Source organism: Microbacterium cremeum (assembly GCF_015277855.1).
GTDB lineage: Bacteria > Actinomycetota > Actinomycetes > Actinomycetales > Microbacteriaceae > Microbacterium > Microbacterium cremeum.
In genome coordinates this window covers 1337118-1354291 of sequence record NZ_CP063812.1, presented here as the reverse complement: position 1 = coordinate 1354291, position 17174 = coordinate 1337118, and the positions used below count along the sequence as shown (strand labels likewise).

Genomic DNA, 17174 nt, shown 5'->3' with positions numbered 1-17174 from the left:
CGAAACGTCCCCACCCGCGCGCAATCGGCGAATCCCGGTCGTTGAGCGAGCGGAGCGAGACGAAACGTCCCACCCGCGCGCTCGGATCAGTAGCCGCTGAACGCGTCGGTCGTGATCGACCGCGCGCGCTCGAGCGCGGGCGCGAGGTCGGCGATGAGCCCCGCAGGACCCGAGATGTACGCGTGCCGGGCGCCGATGTCGGGCACGACCCGCAGCAGACCGTCCGCGTCCAGGCGCACGCCCTGCGCCCACTGCCAGTGGGCGGGGAGGTCGTCGGGACGCGTGCGCGTGAACACGATCACGCGGGCACCGGATGCCTCGATCTCGTCGCGGTATGCCAGGTCCGCGCCGTCGGACGCGACGTAGACGAGCACGATGTCGCGGTCACGCCCGGCGAGGCGGGCGTGACGCAGCTGCGAGACGAACGGGGTCACGCCGATGCCGGCCGCCACCATGAGGATCGGCGCGGTGTCGCGCGTGGGCAGCAGGAAGTCGCCCCACACACCGGTGATCGCGAGCCGGTCGCCCTCCCCCACCGCCGCGAGCGCCTTCTTGAACGAGCTCTGCGGCTGAGAGCCGCCGCCCTCCTTGAAGGCGACCTTGAGGATCGGAAGGTCTTCGGGCGCCGACGCGATGCTGAACTCGCGCCGCGTGCCGCGGGCATCGGGGTGCCGGTGCGGCACCTCGAGCTCGAGGTACTGCCCGGGGCGGAACGACAGCCGGTCCTGCACGCGGAACGTCAGCTCGCGGACGGTGGGGGTCGGCTGCGCGCGCGAGACGAGCGTCAGCCGCACCGCGGTGCGCACCGCGAACGCGAAGGCGACGAGGTTGCCGATGAGCAGCGCCCGCTCCTGACCGAGTGAGATGTCGCCGACCGGGATCGGCCACCCCGCCAGCACACCGACCACCGCCGCGACGGTGAACTGCTGCCAGCGACGCGGGGGCAGCGTGAGGGGCTCCGAGAGCATGAACGCGCCGAGGAACAGGAACGGCGACGACCACAGCACCGGCCACAGGATCTCGAACAGCTCGACGTCGAGACCCGCATCCTGGTACTGGATCGAGGTGCGGACGACCGCGACGGCCACCGCGATCACGACGAAGCCGGCGACCACCCGCAGCTTCTCGGTGCGTACCAGCACCGCCACGCCCAGTACGATCACGGGCCCGGCGAGCGCGGGCGTGCCCACCCACCACGACGACGCGCCGAGCGCCGGCCACGCGACGCTCAGCAGCGTCAGCACGGTCGCACCGACCGCCGCCGGGTTGAAGATGTGGCGGCCGCGCCACGCGAGGAGGTACTTCGACAGCGACGCGACGGCTCCGGCGATCGCGATGCCTGCGAGACCGGTGAGCTCGAGCGTCGGCCGCAGCACGAACAGCAGGATGTGCGCCGTGATGAGCGACGACTCGATGCGCCACGGCAGGTTCAGCACGCGCTGGGCCGCGGCATCCACCCCGGCGCACACCGCCACGAGCACGATGAGCGTCACGACCAGCTGCAGCGGATCGGGCCCGACCAGGCCGAAGAACGACAGCAGCAGCGAGATCACGGCGAGTGCGGCGAGCGCGAGATACACCAGGCGGTACATCGAGACGCGGCCGAGCACGGCGAAGACGCGGTTCCACGCCGCGGTGAGGGTGCTCAGCACGTCACACCGCCTGGAGGGGCTCGTCGGCGCCGGCGGGCGGGATGACGCGGATGCCGTCGCCCGGGCGCACGTCGCCGCCCCGCAGGACGATCGACATGACGCCCTCGACGCCGATGCCCGCGACGAGCGTGATGCTCTCCCGGGTCGGTTTGCTGAATCGATGCTCGTCATCGCGGGCCACCGCGACCACGCGTCCTGCGGCAGAGTCGGTCACCGTTCCAGGCTATTCGCTCGCGAAGCCGGCGCGGTCCGGGGCCGCCCGTTCCCCGCGCACGAACAGCTCGGCAACGCACCCGGGCGACCACTCGACCCGGCCGTCGGTCGTCATGCGCACCCACTCCACGCCCCACTCTCGCGCGAGGCGCGGGCCGCCGTCGAAGAACAGCGCAGTGGCGACGGCATCCGCCCTCATCGCGTCGGGAGCGGTCGCCCACGTCGCCGCGATCGTGCGCACCGGAAGGCCCGTGCGCGCGTCGAGCACGTGGTGCAGCGGCGTCCCCGTCGCCGACGGCCACGCGCGCCGATTGGTCGCCGACGCGCACAGCGCGGCATCCGTCACCTCCCACACCCCGATCGCGCGACGTGGGTCGAACGGATGCTCCAGTCCGATGCGCTGCGCACGCCCGCGCACAGCCAGGTCGCCGCCGGCGTCGACGATCGCGTCGCCGGGCACCGCGCGCCGCACGACCCCGAGCACGAGGTCGACGAGGCGGCCCTTGCCGAGTGCGCCGACGTCGACGAGCGCCGGTTCGCGCACCTCGAGGACTCCCCCGTGCCACCGCACGAGGTCGCGCCAGCGCTCAGGAGCCGCGCGCGGGCCGTGCGCGGCGAGCCGGTCGTGCAGGGAGTAGTCGGCGTCGTAGCCGAGCCGTTCGAGCGACGCGCCGACGAGAGGGTTCACGGCGCCGTCCGTGGCGTCCGAGAGCGCGGCGTACGCGTCGAGCAGGGGCCCGGCGTCGGGAGGGGCGGGCACCGCGCCCGCGGCGCGTGCGAGGGCGCGCACGGACGAGTCGGCTCGGAACCTCGACCAGGTGCGGTCGAACGCTTCGATCACCGCGCCGACTTCGGCGCGCGCAGCCTCGTCCAGCGGTGCAGCGGTGACGATCTCCCACGTCGTGCCGATCGCGTCGAAACGCCACGACGCCGGATCGCCCGCCACGGTCAGCCCGCCGCTTCGGCCTTGATCGTCTCGATCGCGTCGTTGAATCCGCCGCTGGTGAGCGACGAGCCGGCGACGCGGCTGACCTGGATGTCGTCGATGTGCTGCCCCTCGACGACCTCTGCGATGCCGCCGATGAACTGGCCCTGGTACTGCTCGGATTCGCTCTTCTGAGGGTCTCCGGTGACCTCGACCGACGTGATGACGTCGTCTTCGAGGGTGACCGTGACGGTGATCTTCTCGACGGACTCAGGCGTCGCGTACGAGCCGTCGGCCGTGTAGGTGCCGTCGGCGTAGGTGCCGGCGCCGGAGTCCGTGGAACCGGAGCCGGAACCGGCACCGGAGCCGGAGCCCGAGTCGGCCGGGGCGTCGTCCGCGGCGCTGGAGTCGCCGGGCGCGCAGCCGGCGAGCAGCGCGATGCCGGCGGCCGCGGTGAGCACGGCGCCGGCGCGGGCGGGACGGGAAGCGAGTGCGGTGCGGATCATGAAGGTCCTCCTGGCTCGTGGGGGTCGACGCAGCGCGTCGTGGGGCATCCTCGCAACCGCTCCTATGAGGAGCCTTTGAGCGCGGCGAGGGGTGATCGGGCCACGAGGGCCCCGGTCGCGCCCGGCGTCAGGCCGCCCCGTCGAACATGCTCGTGACCGAGCCGTCCTCGAAGACCTCGTGGATGGCGCGGGCGAGCAGCGGAGCGATCGGCAGGATCGTCAGGCTCGGGAACCGTTTGGCGTCGGGGATCGGGATCGTGTCGGTCACGACGACCTCGTCGATCGCCTCGCTCTGCAGGCGCTGCGCCGCGGGGTCGCTGAAGATCGCGTGCGTCGCGGCGACGATGACCTTGACCGCGCCGTTCGCCTTGAGCGCCTCGGCGGCCTTGACGATCGTGCCGCCGGTGTCGATCATGTCGTCCACGAGAAGGCACACCCGGCCGTCGACCTCACCGACGATCTCGTTCACCGTGACCTGGTTCGCGACGTTCGGGTCGCGACGCTTGTGAATGATCGCGAGCGGTGCGCCCAGACTGTCGGACCACGTGTCGGCGACACGCACGCGCCCGGTGTCGGGCGAGACCACCGTGAGAAGCTCGCGGTCCTGCGCGCCCAGCGTGCGCTCGAAGTACTCCAGCAGCACGGGCTTGGCGAACAGGTGGTCGACGGGCCCGTCGAAGAAGCCCTGGATCTGCGCCGCGTGCAGGTCGACGCTCATGACGCGGTCGGCGCCGGCGGTCTTGAACAGATCCGCGACCAGGCGGCCGCTGATCGGCTCGCGCCCCCGGCCCTTCTTGTCCTGCCGCGAGTAGGGGAAGTACGGCGCGACGACCGTGATGCGCTTGGCCGACGCGCGCTTGGCCGCGTCGAGCATGATGAGGGTCTCCATCATCCACTCGTTGACCGGCGGGCCGAAGCTCTGGATGAGGAAGAGGTCGCAGCCGCGGATCGACACTTCGAACCGGGTGAGGATCTCACCCGAGGCGAACGTGCGGTACTCGGTCGGCACGAGCTCGGTGCTCAGGTGCTCGGCGACCTCCGTGGCGAGTTCGGGATGCGAACTCCCCCGCGCGATGACGAGGCGCTTCTTCGTCTTGGCGACGAGCCCGGGGGCGATGTCGTTCGCCCGGTCGAGCTCAACGGTCTTCTTCTTGCGCCCCATCGTCCGCCTTCTGTGCGGACCGAGCCTTCGCCGCGACGTCCGCAGCGCCCGTACCCGGTCTGTTCTTCTCGACCCACCCCTCGACGTTGCGCTGAGGGGCCACGCTCAAGGCGAGTGCACCGGCCGGCACATCCTTTCGGATGACCGCCCCCGCCCCCGTCTTCGCGCCGTCACCCAGCCTAACGGGCGCGACGAGCACGGTGTGCGAGCCGGTGTGCACCTCGTCGCCGATCAGGGTGCGGTGCTTGTCCACGTCGTCGTAGTTGGCGGTGATGGTGCCGGCGCCGAGGTTCGCGTGGCTGCCGACCTCGGCGTCGCCGAGGTAGATGAAGTGCGGCACCTTGGTGCCGGTGCCGACCCGGACGTTCTTGGTCTCGACGAACGAGCCCACCTTCACCCCCTCGCCGAGCACCGTGCCCGGACGCAGGTGCGTGTAGGGTCCGACGCTCACGCCGTCGCCGACGACGGCGAGGTTCGCCTCGACGCGACGCACGGTGGCACCGGCTCCGATCTCGCAGTCGATCAGGCTCGTATCCGGACCCACGGTCGCGCCCTCCGCGATCGTGGTCGCCCCGAGGATGTGCGTGTTGGGCAGCACCGTCACGTCCGGCGCGAGCGTCGCCCGCACGTCGATCCACGTCGTGGCGGGATCCTGGATGCTCACGCCCTCGAGCTGCCAGCGGCGGACCGTGCGCGCGTTCAGCAGGCGCGCCGCCTCGGCCAGCTGCACGCGGTCGTTGACGCCGAGGGCGGCCGCGGCATCGGGTGCCGGCGAGGCGGCCACGGCCAGACGCGAGGCGCGCAGCAGCGCCACCACGTCGGTGAGGTACTTCTCACCCTGCGCGTTCGCGGTGCCCACGAGCGACAGGTGCGCGCGCAATGCGGGAGCCCGGAAGACGTACACCCCGGCGTTGATCTCGGTGACGGATGCCTCGGCCTCGGTGGCGTCCTTCTGCTCGACGATGCGCGACACGGTGCCGTCGGCATCGCGGATGACGCGCCCGTAGCCGGTGGCGTCGTCGAGCGTCGCGCTGAGCACGGTCGCCGCGACGGCGGAGTCGCGGTGGGTGCGCAGCAGCGACGCGAGCGTATCGGCCTCCAGCAGCGGGACGTCGCCGCTGAGCACGAGCACATCGCCCGGGAAGTCGGCGTCGAGCGCGTCCAGGGCGACCTCGACCGCCCGGCCGGTGCCCGGCACGTCGTCCTGGTCGACGACGACCACGCCGGGAGCGGCATCCGTCACGGCGCCGGCGACGAGGTCGCGCTCGTGGCGCACCACGACGACGACCCGTTCGGGCTCGAGGGCCAGTGCCGTCTCGAGCACGTGGCCGACCAGCGGGCGGCCGCCGATCGGATGCAGCACCTTGGGCAGGCGCGACTTCATGCGCGTGCCCTGGCCCGCTGCGAGGACGACGACGGCCAGACGGGAGGAGAGGGTCTCGGTCATGCTCCGCCGCCAGGACTCGAACCTAGACCTCACAGCTCCAAAGGCTGTCGTGCTGCCATTACACCACGGCGGACCGCGGCCCTCCGGAGCCCCGGTGGCCGCCCGTCAAGTCTGCCAGACCGTCCATGGGTCACTGAGCCCCGAGAGGTCGCTGAGCGGGTCGAAGCGGCGCGCGCCACGATAATGGGGACATGACGGCGCAGAGCGACGAGGTGGATCGCATCGTCGAGGCCTGGACGACGCAGCGCCCCGACCTCGACTTCTCGCCGCTGGGCGTGCTCTCGCGGGTCGACCGGCTCTCGCGCCACCTCGACCGCGCCCGGCGCGACGCCTTCCGCCGCAGCGAGCTCGAGCCGTGGGAGTGGGATGTGCTCTCGGCGCTGCGCCGCGCGGGCGAGCCGTTCCAGCTGAGCCCCAAGCAGCTGCTGCAGCAGACCCTGGTCTCGAGCGGCACCATGACCAACCGCATCGACCGGCTCGTCGGCCGCCGGCTCGTGCGCCGCGAGGCCGACCCCGGCGACGGCCGCAGCATCCTGGTCACCCTCACCGACGAGGGGAGGATCCGGGTGGATGCCGCGATCACGCGCCTGGTCGACGCCGAGGCCCTGCTGCTGGACGCGCTGTCGCGCGCCGATCGCGAACGCCTCGCGGGCCTGCTGCGCAAGCTCAGCCTCGGCTTCGACACCACCGCGTGAGCCGCGGCGCGATCAGCCGAGCTGCTCGGTCAGCTCGAACCAGCGCTCCTCGACGCCGTCGCGCTCCTTCTCGAGCTCGGTGATCTTCGCCATCTCGGCGCCGAGGCCGACGTAATCGGACTGGTCGTGGTCGGCGAGCGCCGTGCGGGCGGCCGAGATCTGGGCCTCGAGCTTCTCGAGGCGCCGCTCGAGCGCCGTGACCTCCTTCCGCGCGGCGCGCAGCTCGGCGCCGTTCAGCGACGACGCCGGAGGGGCGGAGGCCGCGGCGGATGCGGCATCCGCCGCCTTCGCGACGTCGTGCGCGGAACGCTCCCGCTCGCGCAGGCGCAGGTACTCGTCGACGCCGCCGGGGAGATGGCGCAGGTGACCGCTGAGGATCGCGTACTGCTGGTCGGTGACGCGCTCGATGAAGTAGCGGTCGTGCGAGACCACGAGCAGCGTGCCCGGCCACGAGTCGAGGAGGTCCTCGATCGCGGCGAGCATGTCGGTGTCGAGGTCGTTCGTGGGCTCGTCGAGGATCAGCACGTTGGGCTGCTCGAGAAGGATCAACAGCAGCTGCAGCCGACGCTTCTGGCCGCCCGAGAGGTCCTTGACCGGGGTCGACAGCTGCGCGCTCTGGAAGCCCATGCGCTCCAGCAACTGGCCCGGAGTGAGCTCCTGAGCCTTGGATCCCGCCCCGAACGTGTAGGTCGTGCGCAGGCGCGAGATGACGATGCGCACCGGGTCTTCGAGGTGGTCCTCGAGCTCGTCGAGGCGCTGCGACAGCGTCGCGACCTTGACGGTCTTGCCGCGCTTGACGCGGCCCGAGGTGGGCTCGACGTCGCCCGAGACGAGCCCGAGCAGCGTGGACTTGCCCGCGCCGTTGACCCCGAGGATGCCGGTGCGCTCCCCCGGCGCGATGCGCCACTCGACGGGGTGCAGCACCTCACGGCCGTCGTAGGCCACCGACGCGTCGAGGAGGTCGACGACGTCCTTGCCCAGGCGCGAGACGGCGAGCGACTGCAGCTCGGTCTTGTCGCGGATCTCGGGTACGTCCGAGATGAGCGCGTTCGCGGCGTCGATGCGGAACTTGGGCTTCGAGGTGCGCGCCGGCGCGCCGCGGCGCAGCCACGCGAGCTCCTTGCGCGCGAGGTTCTGGCGGCGGGCTTCGATCGCCGCCGCCTGCCGGTCGCGCTCGACGCGCTGCAGGATGTACGCGGCGTACCCGCCCTCGAACGGCTCGACGATGCGGTCGTGCACCTCCCACGTGGCCGTGCACACCTCGTCGAGGAACCAGCGGTCGTGCGTCACGACCAGGAGTCCGCCCTGGTTCGCCGGCCAGCGCCGCTTGAGGTGGTCGGCGAGCCACGCGATGGCCTCGACGTCGAGGTGGTTGGTCGGCTCGTCGAGGAAGATCACGTCGTGGTCGCCGACGAGCAGCGCGGCCAGCGCCACGCGGCGGCGCTGCCCGCCCGAGAGGCCCGTGACCGGACCGTCCCAGTCCAGGTCGCCGAGAAGACCTGCGATCACGTCGCGCGTGCGGGGGTCGCCGGCCCACTCGTGCGCCGGCTGATCGCCGACCACGGCCTCGGCGATGGTCAGACGGTCGTCGAGGGTGTCGGCCTGGTCGAGCACGCCGACGCGCACGCCGCCACGCACCGTGACGCGGCCGGAGTCCGGCTCGAGCCGGCCCGCCAGCATCGCGAGCAGGCTCGACTTGCCGTCGCCGTTGCGGCCGACCACGCCGATGCGGTCGCCCTCGTCGACGCCGAGCGAGACGCGGTCGAAGACGACCTTCGTCGGGAACTCCAGGTGCAGGGCTTCAGCCCCGAGCAGATGTGCCATGTCCCCTCAAGGCTAGGCGAGTCGCGGGCGTCGCCCTCACCCTCGTCCAGGTGCGGGCGGTACCGGGCGGCGGTCAGTACCAGATGCTCAGCCGCGGCGTGACGTGCCACGAGAGGATGCGGGCGGCGGTGGCGGCCGCCGTCGACGTCGCGCGCCCTGCGGCGGCGAGAGTCGCGAGCGACACGCCGCCCAGGTACACCGCCGACAGCTCGGTGACGCCGAGGGCGACCTCGACCGCATCCTCGACCGCGTCGCCCGCGAGCCGGGTCACGCGCCCCGCGCCGTCGGCGCCGACCTCGAGCAGGTAGCGGCCCTCGGCGATGCCCAGCGGGTCGGCCACATCGAGCACGAGGCGTCCGGCCGTCTCGTACCGGCGCGCCTCGAGCGCCGCCGGCACGTCGAGGATCCGCACGTACTGGTGGTCGCGGACGGTCACCGTCGCCGCGCGCTGGTCGGCGATCATCCACAGCAGCGGCTCGTCCGTCGACAGCTCGTTCGCGTGCACCTCGGCGACCAGATCGAGCTCGAGCAGGAACCGCCACAGCCCCGCGTAGGCCTCGTCGTCCTCGGCGACGAGGTAGTGCACCGTGACGGTCGCCTTGGTGAAGTCGTCGTGGTTCTCGCGCACCGCGTACACCGCGAGGCCGCGCACCTGGCCCGACGCATCGGCGTACTGCACGGCACGCTTGTCGCCGGCCTTCTCGGCGTCGGGCCGCGTGCCCGCGATGTTGTCCCAGTGCCCTGCCGGCACGTCGATCTCGCCCGGCACACGCAGCCGCGCGCGCTCGTGCACGACCGGCAGCAGCTCGCGCAGCTTCTCGCGCGGGACGAAGTCGACGCGGCCGTCGGGGCGCGGGCCGATCCACTGCGCGCGCTTGGTCTCGATGCGCCACGACGCCGCCGGGGCGGCCGGGGCGAATCCGTACCGGCCGTACAGCGTCGACTCGCTCACGGTGAGCATCGCCATCGGCACGCCCGCCGCGTTCGCGGCGCGCAGCTCGCCCTCGAGCATGGCGCGGGCGATGCCGCGCCGCCGGTGCGTCGGCGACACCGTGACCGCCGAGATCGCGCACGACGGGATCGCCGCGCCGCCGGGCACGGTGAGCTCGCCGAGCCACGACGCGATCGTCGCGACGGGGGCCTCGGGCACCGGCGCGACCGGGTCGTAGACGCCGGTCACGCGGCGATAGCCGCTGCGCTCCTGCGAGGCGGCGATCTGCTCGGCGCTGCGCTCGCCGTCCTGGAAGCCGCGTGCGACGACCTGCAGCCACGCGCCGAACGCGTCGCCGTCGACGTCGAGGCGGCGGTAGTCCAGACCGCCGGAGGCGAGGCGCTCCCGCGACTGCTCGTCGACCGGTCCGGCGCGGAACGCGGCGCGCTCCGCCTCGCCCGCCGATGACAGGACGGTCTGGTCGGGCATGCTCATGGCGTTGTTCTCCTTCGTGCGTGCAGTTCGGTGCAGGCTCGGCGGCGGCGACCGGTCAGGCGGGCACCACGCGCGCGCCGGCGACCGGTCCGTGCACGTGAAGCGCCTCGTAGCCGGCGGCCGACAGTGTGATCTGCAGTTCGAGCGCCGACTCGGGGTCGGCGGTCAGGAATGCCAGCGTAGGCCCAGACCCCGACACCATGCCCGCGAGTGCCCCCGCGCTCTCACCGAGCTCGAGGATCTCGCGCAGCTCGGGCCGCAGCGAGAGCGCCGCGATCTGCAGGTCGTTGCGGGTGTGCTCGGCGAGCGCCACCGGATCGCCGGCCCGCAGGGCGTGCAGCACGGCCGGGTCGACGTCGGGCATGCCGGGGATCGCCCCGATGTCGGGTCGCGCGCGGAGCGCGTCGAGGTGCGCGTAGACCTCGGGGGTCGACAGTCCGGTGCCCGACGGCACGACGACCCAGTCGAAGCGCCCCTTCGCCAGCGCCGGGCTGAGCTGGTCGCCGCGGCCCGTGCCGACCGCCGTGCCGCCCATCAGGGCGAAGGGCACGTCGGCGCCGAGTCGCGCGGCGAGCTTGTGCAGCTCGGCGGTGCCGAGCTCGGCACCCCACAGCGCGTCGCACGCGACGAGCGCGGCCGCGGCATCCGCGGATCCGCCCCCCATGCCGCCGGCGACCGGGACGTGCTTGACGATGTCGAGGTGCACGCCGCTGTCGTACCCGATGCGCTGTGCGAGCAGCCTCGCCGCCCGCACCGCGAGGTTGCGGTCGTCGGCGGGCACCCCCGAGACGTCGACCGTGCCCGAGATCGTCACGGTGAACTCGTCGGAGGGCGTCGCCCAGAGGTCCTCGTAGAGCGAGACCGCCTGGTACGCCGACGCGACGTCGTGGTAGCCGTCCTGCTGCACGCCGCCGACCTCGAAGAAGAGGTTGAGCTTGCCGGGAGAGCGCACACGGACCGTCTCGGCGGCGAGGGCCTGGCTCACCGGTTCGCCGATTCCGCCCAGAGATCGACGTCGATGCCGTCCGACAGCGCGTCGATGCGCTCGAGTTCCTCGGCCGAGAACGCCGGGCCGTCGAGCGCGCGCAGGTTCTCGTCGAGCTGCTCCGTCCGCGACGCGCCGATGAGCGCCGAGGCGACCACCGGGTCGCGCAGCACCCACTGGATGGCCATCTGGGCCAGGCTCTGGCCGCGCTCGGTGGCGATGACGTCGAGGCCGCGCAGGGTCGCGAGGCCCTTCTCCGACAGCGTGCCGCTCGGCAGCGAGCCGCGCTGCTGTGCGCGCTGCGCGGGTCCGCCGCCGAGGTACTTGTCGGTCAGGAGGCCCTGGGCGAGCGGCGTGAACGCGATCGCGCCCATGCCCTCCTGCTTCAGCACGCCGGTCAAGCCGTCCTCGACCCAGCGATTGAGGATCGAGTACGCCGGCTGGTGGATGACCAGGGGCGTGCCGAGCGAGCGGGCGACGGATGCCGCGACCGCGGTGCGCTCGGCGCTGTACGACGAGATGCCGACGTAGAGCGCCTTGCCCTGGCGCACCAGGGTGTCCAGGGCGCCCACGGTCTCCTCGATCGGGACCTCGGGATCGACGCGGTGCGAGTAGAAGATGTCGACGTAGTCGACGCTCATGCGCCGCAGCGACTGCTCGGCGCTGGCGATGAGGTACTTGCGCGACCCGCCGTTGCCGTACGGGCCCTCCCACATGTCGTAGCCCGCCTTCGACGAGATGATGAGCTCGTCGCGGTAGGGCGCGAAGTCCTCGCGCATCATGCGCCCGAAGTTCGTCTCGGCGCTGCCGTAGGGCGGTCCGTAGTTGTTGGCGAGATCGAAGTGCGTGATGCCCCGGTCGAAGGCGTGGCGCAGCAGCGCGCGCTGGTTGTCGAACGGGATGTTGTCGCCGAAGTTCCACCACAGCCCGAGCGAGATCGGCGGAAGCGTGAGTCCGGACGCTCCGACGCGGCGGAACGACCCGCCGGGTGCGGAACCCGCCGCCGCGTAGCGGTCGTCGGAGGCGGTGTAGGGCCGGTGGAGGTCTCCACCGCGGGAACGGTAGCGCTGCGGGTCGGTCACCGGTCCAGGCTAGCGACGTCGCGCGCGGAACGCAGGTCGCCGCCGGTCTCGCACGCCCGCGGCAGGGAAGTGCCTGCGAAGAAACATCGACGACACATACAGCGCCTAGTGTGGGACCCAGCGCAGTCCCCTGCACCGCCGCGGCCCTCCGTGAGTTCCACCGGATGGCTGCATCCCTCGCCAGATGTCTGGACGTCGTCGGCGTTTCCCCTCGTCGCGAAGGAGGTTTCGATGCCCGCTCTGTCAGTGGTCCCCACGCAGCCGGATCCCTGGTCCGAACTGCTCGATCGTCGTGATGTCGTGCTCGATCGCGGCATCCTCCACCTCGTCCATGACACGGTCACGCCCGAGCAGGCCCGCATCGAGGATCTGCTGCTGGTCGCCGAGGCGCTCGAACGCGCCGGGATCGAGGTGACGCTGATCCGTCACGACCGCGCCGTCCCGGCCCTCGTCGTCGACGTCGCCGCGCGAGACGCGGCCTTCACCGCGCTCGGCGCGCTCTGCGAGCGCGAGCCGCTGTACGTCAAGGCCAAGCGACGGCCTCCCGAGCTGGCCCGCGCCGCGACGCGGCCCGGCGCCGAGCCTTCGGCGGTGCGGGTGTACCGGCCGCGCGTGAGCACGAACGGCACACTGCGCTACGGGGCCGCGCTGGGAGCGCGCGTGGAGTTCTGGCGGCAGCAGGAGGACCTCTTCGAGGCGCCCCACGACAACGCGCTCACGCGCCGGCTCGTCCCGCGCGCCGAGCTGAGCGTCACGACAGTGCAGCGCTACGGGCGCAGCTGGCGCACCTTCTCGGGGATGTTCGACCCGCAGCCGCACGAGTTCACCGAAGACGTCGACATCGTCTTCTCGTGGGTCGACGGCTCATCGACCGAGTTCCAGCGTCAGCGCGCAGCGCGCATGGCGGAGTACGTCGTGGGCGAAGGCGACGACGGGCCCGCACGGTACCGGCACGTCGACGAGCTCAAGTACGCGCTGCGCAGCGTCCACATGTACGCCCCCTGGGTGCGGCGCATCTTCATCGCGACGGATTCACCGGCACCCGCGTGGCTCGCCGATCACCCGCAGGTGACGATCGTGCGCAGCGAGGAGTTCTTCGCCGACCCGTCCGTGCTGCCCACGCACAACTCGCACGCCGTCGAGGCCCAGCTGCACCGCATCCCCGGCCTGGCCGAGCACTTCCTCTACTCGAACGACGACATGTTCTTCGGGCGGCTGGTCGAGCCGGAGCTCTTCTTCACCCCCGGCGGGCTGACGAAGTTCGTCGAGTGCGAGGTGCGGATCGGCGTCGGAGCGCCGGCCCCGCATCGCAGCGGTCACGACAACGGCCTGCGGGTCAACCGCGCACTGCTGCGGGAGCGCTTCGGACGCACCATCGTGCGCGACCTCGAGCACTGCGCGGCGCCGCTGCGCAAGAGTGTGATGGCCGAGCTGGAGAACGCGTTCCCGGACGACTTCGCCCGCACCGCGGCATCCCGTTTCCGCTCCGCGAGCGACATCTCGGTCACCAACAGCCTGTATCACTACTACGCGCTGATGACCGGCCGCGCCGTCGCCACGCACCGGCCTCGCGTGCGCTACGTGCAGACGACGCTGACGGCGTCGCTGCGGCGCCTGGAGCGGCTCGCGGCGCGCACCGACATCGACATGTTCTGCCTCAACGACGGCGGCGAGGTCGAAGTGCCCGAGGCGATCCGGATCGAGGCGATGCGCACCGCGCTGGAGCGGATGTTCCCGGTGCGCGCGCCGTGGGAGCGTGCGGAAGCGGCCGAGACCGTCCCGGCGACCCACGCCGGCCTGGTCAGCGGATCAGAGCGATCGGCTCGGTCGGCGCATCCCGCGGGGCGGTCGCGTCGTCCGCGGGCGCATCGCTGAGAGGGAGGACCCCCGCCGCCAGGAGCCGGTCCCGCGCCTGAGCCGCGTCGATGTGCTCGAGGATGTGCGGCACGTCGACCGGCACCACGGAATGCACGATCGTGTCGTCGTAGACGTGCACGAGGTTGAACGCCTGCGCACCGTCCTGCGGCCGCGTGCCCCCGGTGGGCACGGTGAGGTCCTGCGCGTAGCACGTGGACGAGGCGACCGACACCGGGATGCCGGCGAACGTCGCGAAGGTCGAGTAGTGCAGGTGGCCGGCGATGATCGCGCGCACGTCGGTGCCGCGCAGCACGTCGGCGAGGCTCGACTGGTCGAGCAGCTCGACGCTCGCGGCGAGCGGCAGCACGCTCGGCACCGGCGGATGGTGCATCGCGAGGATCGTGCCCAGCGGCGCGGGCGTCGCCAGCGCATCGGCGAGCCAGGCGAGCTGGCCGTCGGTGAGCTCGCCGTGGTGATGCCCCGGCACGGTGGAGTCGAGCGTGATCACGCGCAGTCCGTCCAGCTCGTCCACCCGGTCGATCGTGCCGGTGCCGGGAAGCTCGCCGAGAAGCTCGGTGCGGAACGCCGCGCGCTCGTCATGGTTGCCCATGACCCACAGCACCTGCGCCTCCAGCCGTTCGGCGAGCGGCTCGACGAGTTCGCGAAGGTGCCGGTACGCGTCCGCCTCGCCGAGGTCGGCGAGGTCGCCCGTGAAGATCAGGGCATCGGGACGCAGGCCGCTGGATTCGACCGCCTCCAGCGCACGGGCGAGCCGTTGCGCGCCGTCGATCGCGTCGAACAGGCGCGACCCGCCTGCTCGCAGGTGCGTGTCACTCACATGCAGGAGGATCCGCTCGGGTGCGGCGTACTCTGCGGTGCGCATCGTCTCGTCATCCTCGCCTCGACCACCGGGAATGCCCGCAGGCTACCCCCGCGATCGAAGCGAGCCCTGGCAACACGGTGAACGTTGCGTGAATGAGCGCGCTCAGACCGCGAGCGCGATCCGCACGAAATCCTCGATCGACAGCTCCTCGCCGCGGGCGGTCGGGGCGACGCCGGCGCGTTCGAGAGTCGCGGATGCCTCGGCAGCCGTGCCGCCGAGCACCGCGGCCAGCGCCTGCCGGAGCATCTTGCGCCGCTGCTGGAACGCGGCATCCACGATCTGGAACGTGCGCCGGCGCAGCGTCTCGTCGCCGCGCGGCTCGGCGTCGCGGCGGAAGCCCACCAGCACGCTGTCGACGTTCGGGACCGGCCAGAACACCTGCCGCGACACGGTGCCGGCCAGCCGCCACGGGCCGTACCACGCGGCTTTCACACTCGGAGCGCCGTACACCTTCGACCCCGGCGGAGCGGCCAGCCGCTCCCCCACCTCGGCCTGCACCATGACGACGCCGCGTTCCAGCGATGGGAAGGTCTCGAGGAAGTGCAGCAGCACCGGCACGCTCACGTTGTAGGGCAGGTTCGCGACGAGCACGGCGGGGTCGCCCGGCAGCTCCGTGATCCTCAGCGCGTCGGCGTCGACCACGGTCAGCGCCCCGTCGGCGACGCCGTGCGCGGTCGCCGTCGCCGGCAGGCGCTCGGCGAGCCGGTGGTCGATCTCGACGGCGGTGACGGATGCTCCGGCCTCCAGGATCGCGAGGGTGAGGGACCCGAGACCCGGCCCGACCTCGACGACGCGGTCGCCCGCGGACACCTCCGCGACGTGGACGATCTTGCGCACGGTGTTCGCGTCGACGACGAAGTTCTGGCCCAGCTTCTTCGTCGGCGTGACGTCGAGGTCGGCGGCGAGCGCGCGGATCTCGGCGGCGCCGAGGAGTGTCACGGGCATGCGTTCACTGTACCGACGCGCGGCGGCCGAGCCTCGCCCGCGCGCCGCACGACCACTAGCGTGACCGTCATGAACACGACAGGGTCGATCCCCGCCGACGCCTTCTCGCTGCGCAGTCAGTACGGGCGACGCGCGATCGGCCTCTCGGTCGCGGCCGCCGTCGGCGGCTTCCTCTTCGGCTTCGACTCGTCGGTGATCAACGGCGCGGTCGACTCGATCTCGCAGGACTTCGCGCTCAACGACGTGATCACCGGCTTCGTGGTGGCGGTCGCGCTGCTCGGGTGCGCCGCAGGCGCCGTCATCGCGGGCAACCTGTCCGACCGCTGGGGTCGCCTGCGTGTCATGTTCCTCGGCGCCGTCCTCTTCTTCGCGAGCTCGCTGGGCGCCGGCCTCGCCTTCGCCGTCTGGGATCTCGCGCTGTGGCGCGTGATCGGTGGCCTCGGCATCGGCATCGCGTCGGTCGTGGCTCCGGCGTACATCGCCGAGGTCGCGCCGCGCCAGATCCGCGGCGGGCTGGCGTCGCTGCAGCAGCTCGCGATCACGCTCGGCATCTTCACGGCCCTGCTGTCCGACGCGCTGCTGGCGAACACCGCCGGCGGCGCCGACAGCGTGCTGTGGCTCGGGCTCGAGGCGTGGCGCTGGATGTTCATCGTCGGCGTCGTGCCGGCCGCGGTCTACGGCATCCTGTCGTTCACCGTCCCGGAGTCGCCGCGGTACCTCATCGCCAAGGGCCGCATGGACGAGGCCCGCGAGATCTTCGCGCGCCTGGTGCCGCCCGCGGATCTGGACCACACGATCCGCGACCTGCAGACCACGATCGAGACGGACCGCAAGAACGCCGGCGTCTCGATCCGGGGACCGGTGCTAGGCCTTCAGCGGATCGTGTGGGTCGGTGTCATCCTGTCGGTCTTCCAGCAGTTCGTCGGCATCAACGTGATCTTCTACTACTCGACGAGCCTGTGGCAGTCGGTCGGTTTCGACGAGAGCAACTCGTTCACGATCAGCGTGCTGACCTCCGTCACGAACGTGCTGGTGACGCTCGTCGCGATCTTCCTGGTCGACCGCATCGGCCGCAAGCCGATCCTCCTCACCGGCTCGGTACTGATGACGCTGTCGCTCGCGCTGATGGCGCTGTCGTTCGTGTTCGCGACGACGGATGCCGAGGGCGAGGTCTCGCTCGGTGCGCCGTGGGGCCCGCTCGCGCTCGTGGCCGCCAACGTGTTCGTCGTCGGCTTCGGCGCGTCGTGGGGACCGCTGGTGTGGGTGCTGCTCGGCGAGATCTTCCCCAGCCGCATCCGCGGCAAGGCGCTCGGCGTCGCCGCCGGTGCCCAGTGGATCGCGAATTTCCTCGTCACGATCTCGTTCCCCGCGATGTCGGCCTGGTCGCTGCCCCTCACATACGGCATGTACGCCGTGTTCGCCGCGCTGTCGTTCGTCTACGTCGCCTGGCGGGTGCCCGAGACAAAGGGCATGGACATCGAGCAGACCGAGACGCTGTTCACGCGCAAGGCCGCTACGCCGGTGACCTGAGCGCGGGCGACCGGCGGCGCCGCCTGCTCATAGGATGGCGGG

General features: G+C 71.9%; 15 protein-coding genes and 1 tRNA gene. 3 read left to right on the top strand and 13 right to left on the bottom strand.

Translation table 11 applies throughout. The features are described 5' to 3' along the window. Nucleotides 1-86: 86 nt before the first annotated feature. The 7 genes from IM778_RS05955 to IM778_RS05925 form a co-directional block, all read right to left on the bottom strand. Nucleotides 87-1652 (bottom strand): FAD-dependent oxidoreductase, encoded by a 1566-nt coding sequence (locus IM778_RS05955; protein ID WP_194411131.1) that lies wholly within the window; start codon nucleotides 1650-1652, stop codon nucleotides 87-89. 1 nt (nucleotide 1653) lies between these two features. Further along, nucleotides 1654-1866: an MOSC domain-containing protein gene (locus tag IM778_RS05950; protein ID WP_194411130.1), complete on the bottom strand. Its 213-nt coding sequence runs from the start codon at nucleotides 1864-1866 to the stop codon at nucleotides 1654-1656. 9 nt (nucleotides 1867-1875) lie between these two features. Continuing rightward, nucleotides 1876-2811, bottom strand: a complete 936-nt coding sequence (locus IM778_RS05945) for an FAD:protein FMN transferase (protein WP_228484774.1) — start codon at nucleotides 2809-2811, stop codon at nucleotides 1876-1878. A gap of 2 nt (nucleotides 2812-2813) precedes the next feature. Further along, on the bottom strand, nucleotides 2814-3296 hold the full coding sequence (locus IM778_RS05940; protein WP_194411129.1) for an FMN-binding protein: 483 nt from the start codon (nucleotides 3294-3296) through the stop codon (nucleotides 2814-2816). A 127-nt stretch (nucleotides 3297-3423) separates the two neighbouring features. After that, on the bottom strand, nucleotides 3424-4458 hold the full coding sequence (locus tag IM778_RS05935; RefSeq protein ID WP_194411128.1) for a ribose-phosphate diphosphokinase: 1035 nt from the start codon (nucleotides 4456-4458) through the stop codon (nucleotides 3424-3426). Next, nucleotides 4433-5905, bottom strand: a complete 1473-nt coding sequence (gene glmU, locus IM778_RS05930; protein ID WP_194411127.1) for a bifunctional UDP-N-acetylglucosamine diphosphorylase/glucosamine-1-phosphate N-acetyltransferase GlmU — start codon at nucleotides 5903-5905, stop codon at nucleotides 4433-4435. The genes IM778_RS05935 and glmU overlap by 26 nt, the downstream gene beginning before the upstream one ends. Nucleotide 5906: 1 nt before the next feature. After that, a tRNA-Gln gene (locus IM778_RS05925) sits at nucleotides 5907-5978 on the bottom strand. 118 nt (nucleotides 5979-6096) lie between these two features. Between IM778_RS05925 and IM778_RS05920 the strand changes: the two genes are divergently transcribed. After that, the gene (locus IM778_RS05920) at nucleotides 6097-6600 is read left to right on the top strand and encodes a MarR family winged helix-turn-helix transcriptional regulator (protein WP_194411126.1); all 504 of its coding nucleotides are present in this window, start codon (nucleotides 6097-6099) and stop codon (nucleotides 6598-6600) included. Between the two features lie 12 nt (nucleotides 6601-6612). On the opposite strand, the gene IM778_RS05915 is transcribed toward IM778_RS05920, so the two are convergent. The 4 genes from IM778_RS05915 to IM778_RS05900 form a co-directional block, all read right to left on the bottom strand. After that, nucleotides 6613-8424, bottom strand: a complete 1812-nt coding sequence (locus tag IM778_RS05915; RefSeq protein WP_194411125.1) for an ABC-F family ATP-binding cassette domain-containing protein — start codon at nucleotides 8422-8424, stop codon at nucleotides 6613-6615. Between the two features lie 73 nt (nucleotides 8425-8497). Continuing rightward, the gene (locus IM778_RS05910) at nucleotides 8498-9850 is read right to left on the bottom strand and encodes a GNAT family N-acetyltransferase (protein ID WP_194411124.1); all 1353 of its coding nucleotides are present in this window, start codon (nucleotides 9848-9850) and stop codon (nucleotides 8498-8500) included. Nucleotides 9851-9905: 55 nt separating this feature from the next. Then, a complete protein-coding gene (locus IM778_RS05905; RefSeq protein WP_194411123.1) occupies nucleotides 9906-10835 on the bottom strand; it encodes a 4-(cytidine 5'-diphospho)-2-C-methyl-D-erythritol kinase in 930 nt (309 codons plus the stop codon). Then, the gene (locus tag IM778_RS05900; protein ID WP_194411122.1) at nucleotides 10832-11917 is read right to left on the bottom strand and encodes an aldo/keto reductase; all 1086 of its coding nucleotides are present in this window, start codon (nucleotides 11915-11917) and stop codon (nucleotides 10832-10834) included. Before IM778_RS05900 ends, IM778_RS05905 begins: the two co-directional genes overlap by 4 nt. Before the next feature lie 231 nt (nucleotides 11918-12148). Here IM778_RS05900 and IM778_RS05895 point away from each other — a divergent pair, with 231 nt between their 5' ends. Further along, on the top strand, nucleotides 12149-13792 hold the full coding sequence (locus tag IM778_RS05895) for a stealth family protein (protein ID WP_194411121.1): 1644 nt from the start codon (nucleotides 12149-12151) through the stop codon (nucleotides 13790-13792). Here the strand turns inward: IM778_RS05895 and IM778_RS05890 are convergent. Together IM778_RS05890 and rsmA are read right to left on the bottom strand one after the other, a co-directional pair. Next, a complete protein-coding gene (locus IM778_RS05890) occupies nucleotides 13719-14657 on the bottom strand; it encodes a phosphodiesterase (RefSeq protein ID WP_194411120.1) in 939 nt (312 codons plus the stop codon). The two genes, IM778_RS05895 and IM778_RS05890, sit on opposite strands and share 74 nt — an antisense overlap. Before the next feature lie 102 nt (nucleotides 14658-14759). Further along, nucleotides 14760-15602: a 16S rRNA (adenine(1518)-N(6)/adenine(1519)-N(6))-dimethyltransferase RsmA gene (gene rsmA / locus IM778_RS05885; RefSeq protein WP_194411119.1), complete on the bottom strand. Its 843-nt coding sequence runs from the start codon at nucleotides 15600-15602 to the stop codon at nucleotides 14760-14762. Nucleotides 15603-15671: 69 nt separating this feature from the next. Between rsmA and IM778_RS05880 the strand changes: the two genes are divergently transcribed. After that, nucleotides 15672-17132: a sugar porter family MFS transporter gene (locus IM778_RS05880; protein WP_194411118.1), complete on the top strand. Its 1461-nt coding sequence runs from the start codon at nucleotides 15672-15674 to the stop codon at nucleotides 17130-17132. The last annotated feature ends 42 nt before the right edge of the window (nucleotides 17133-17174 follow it).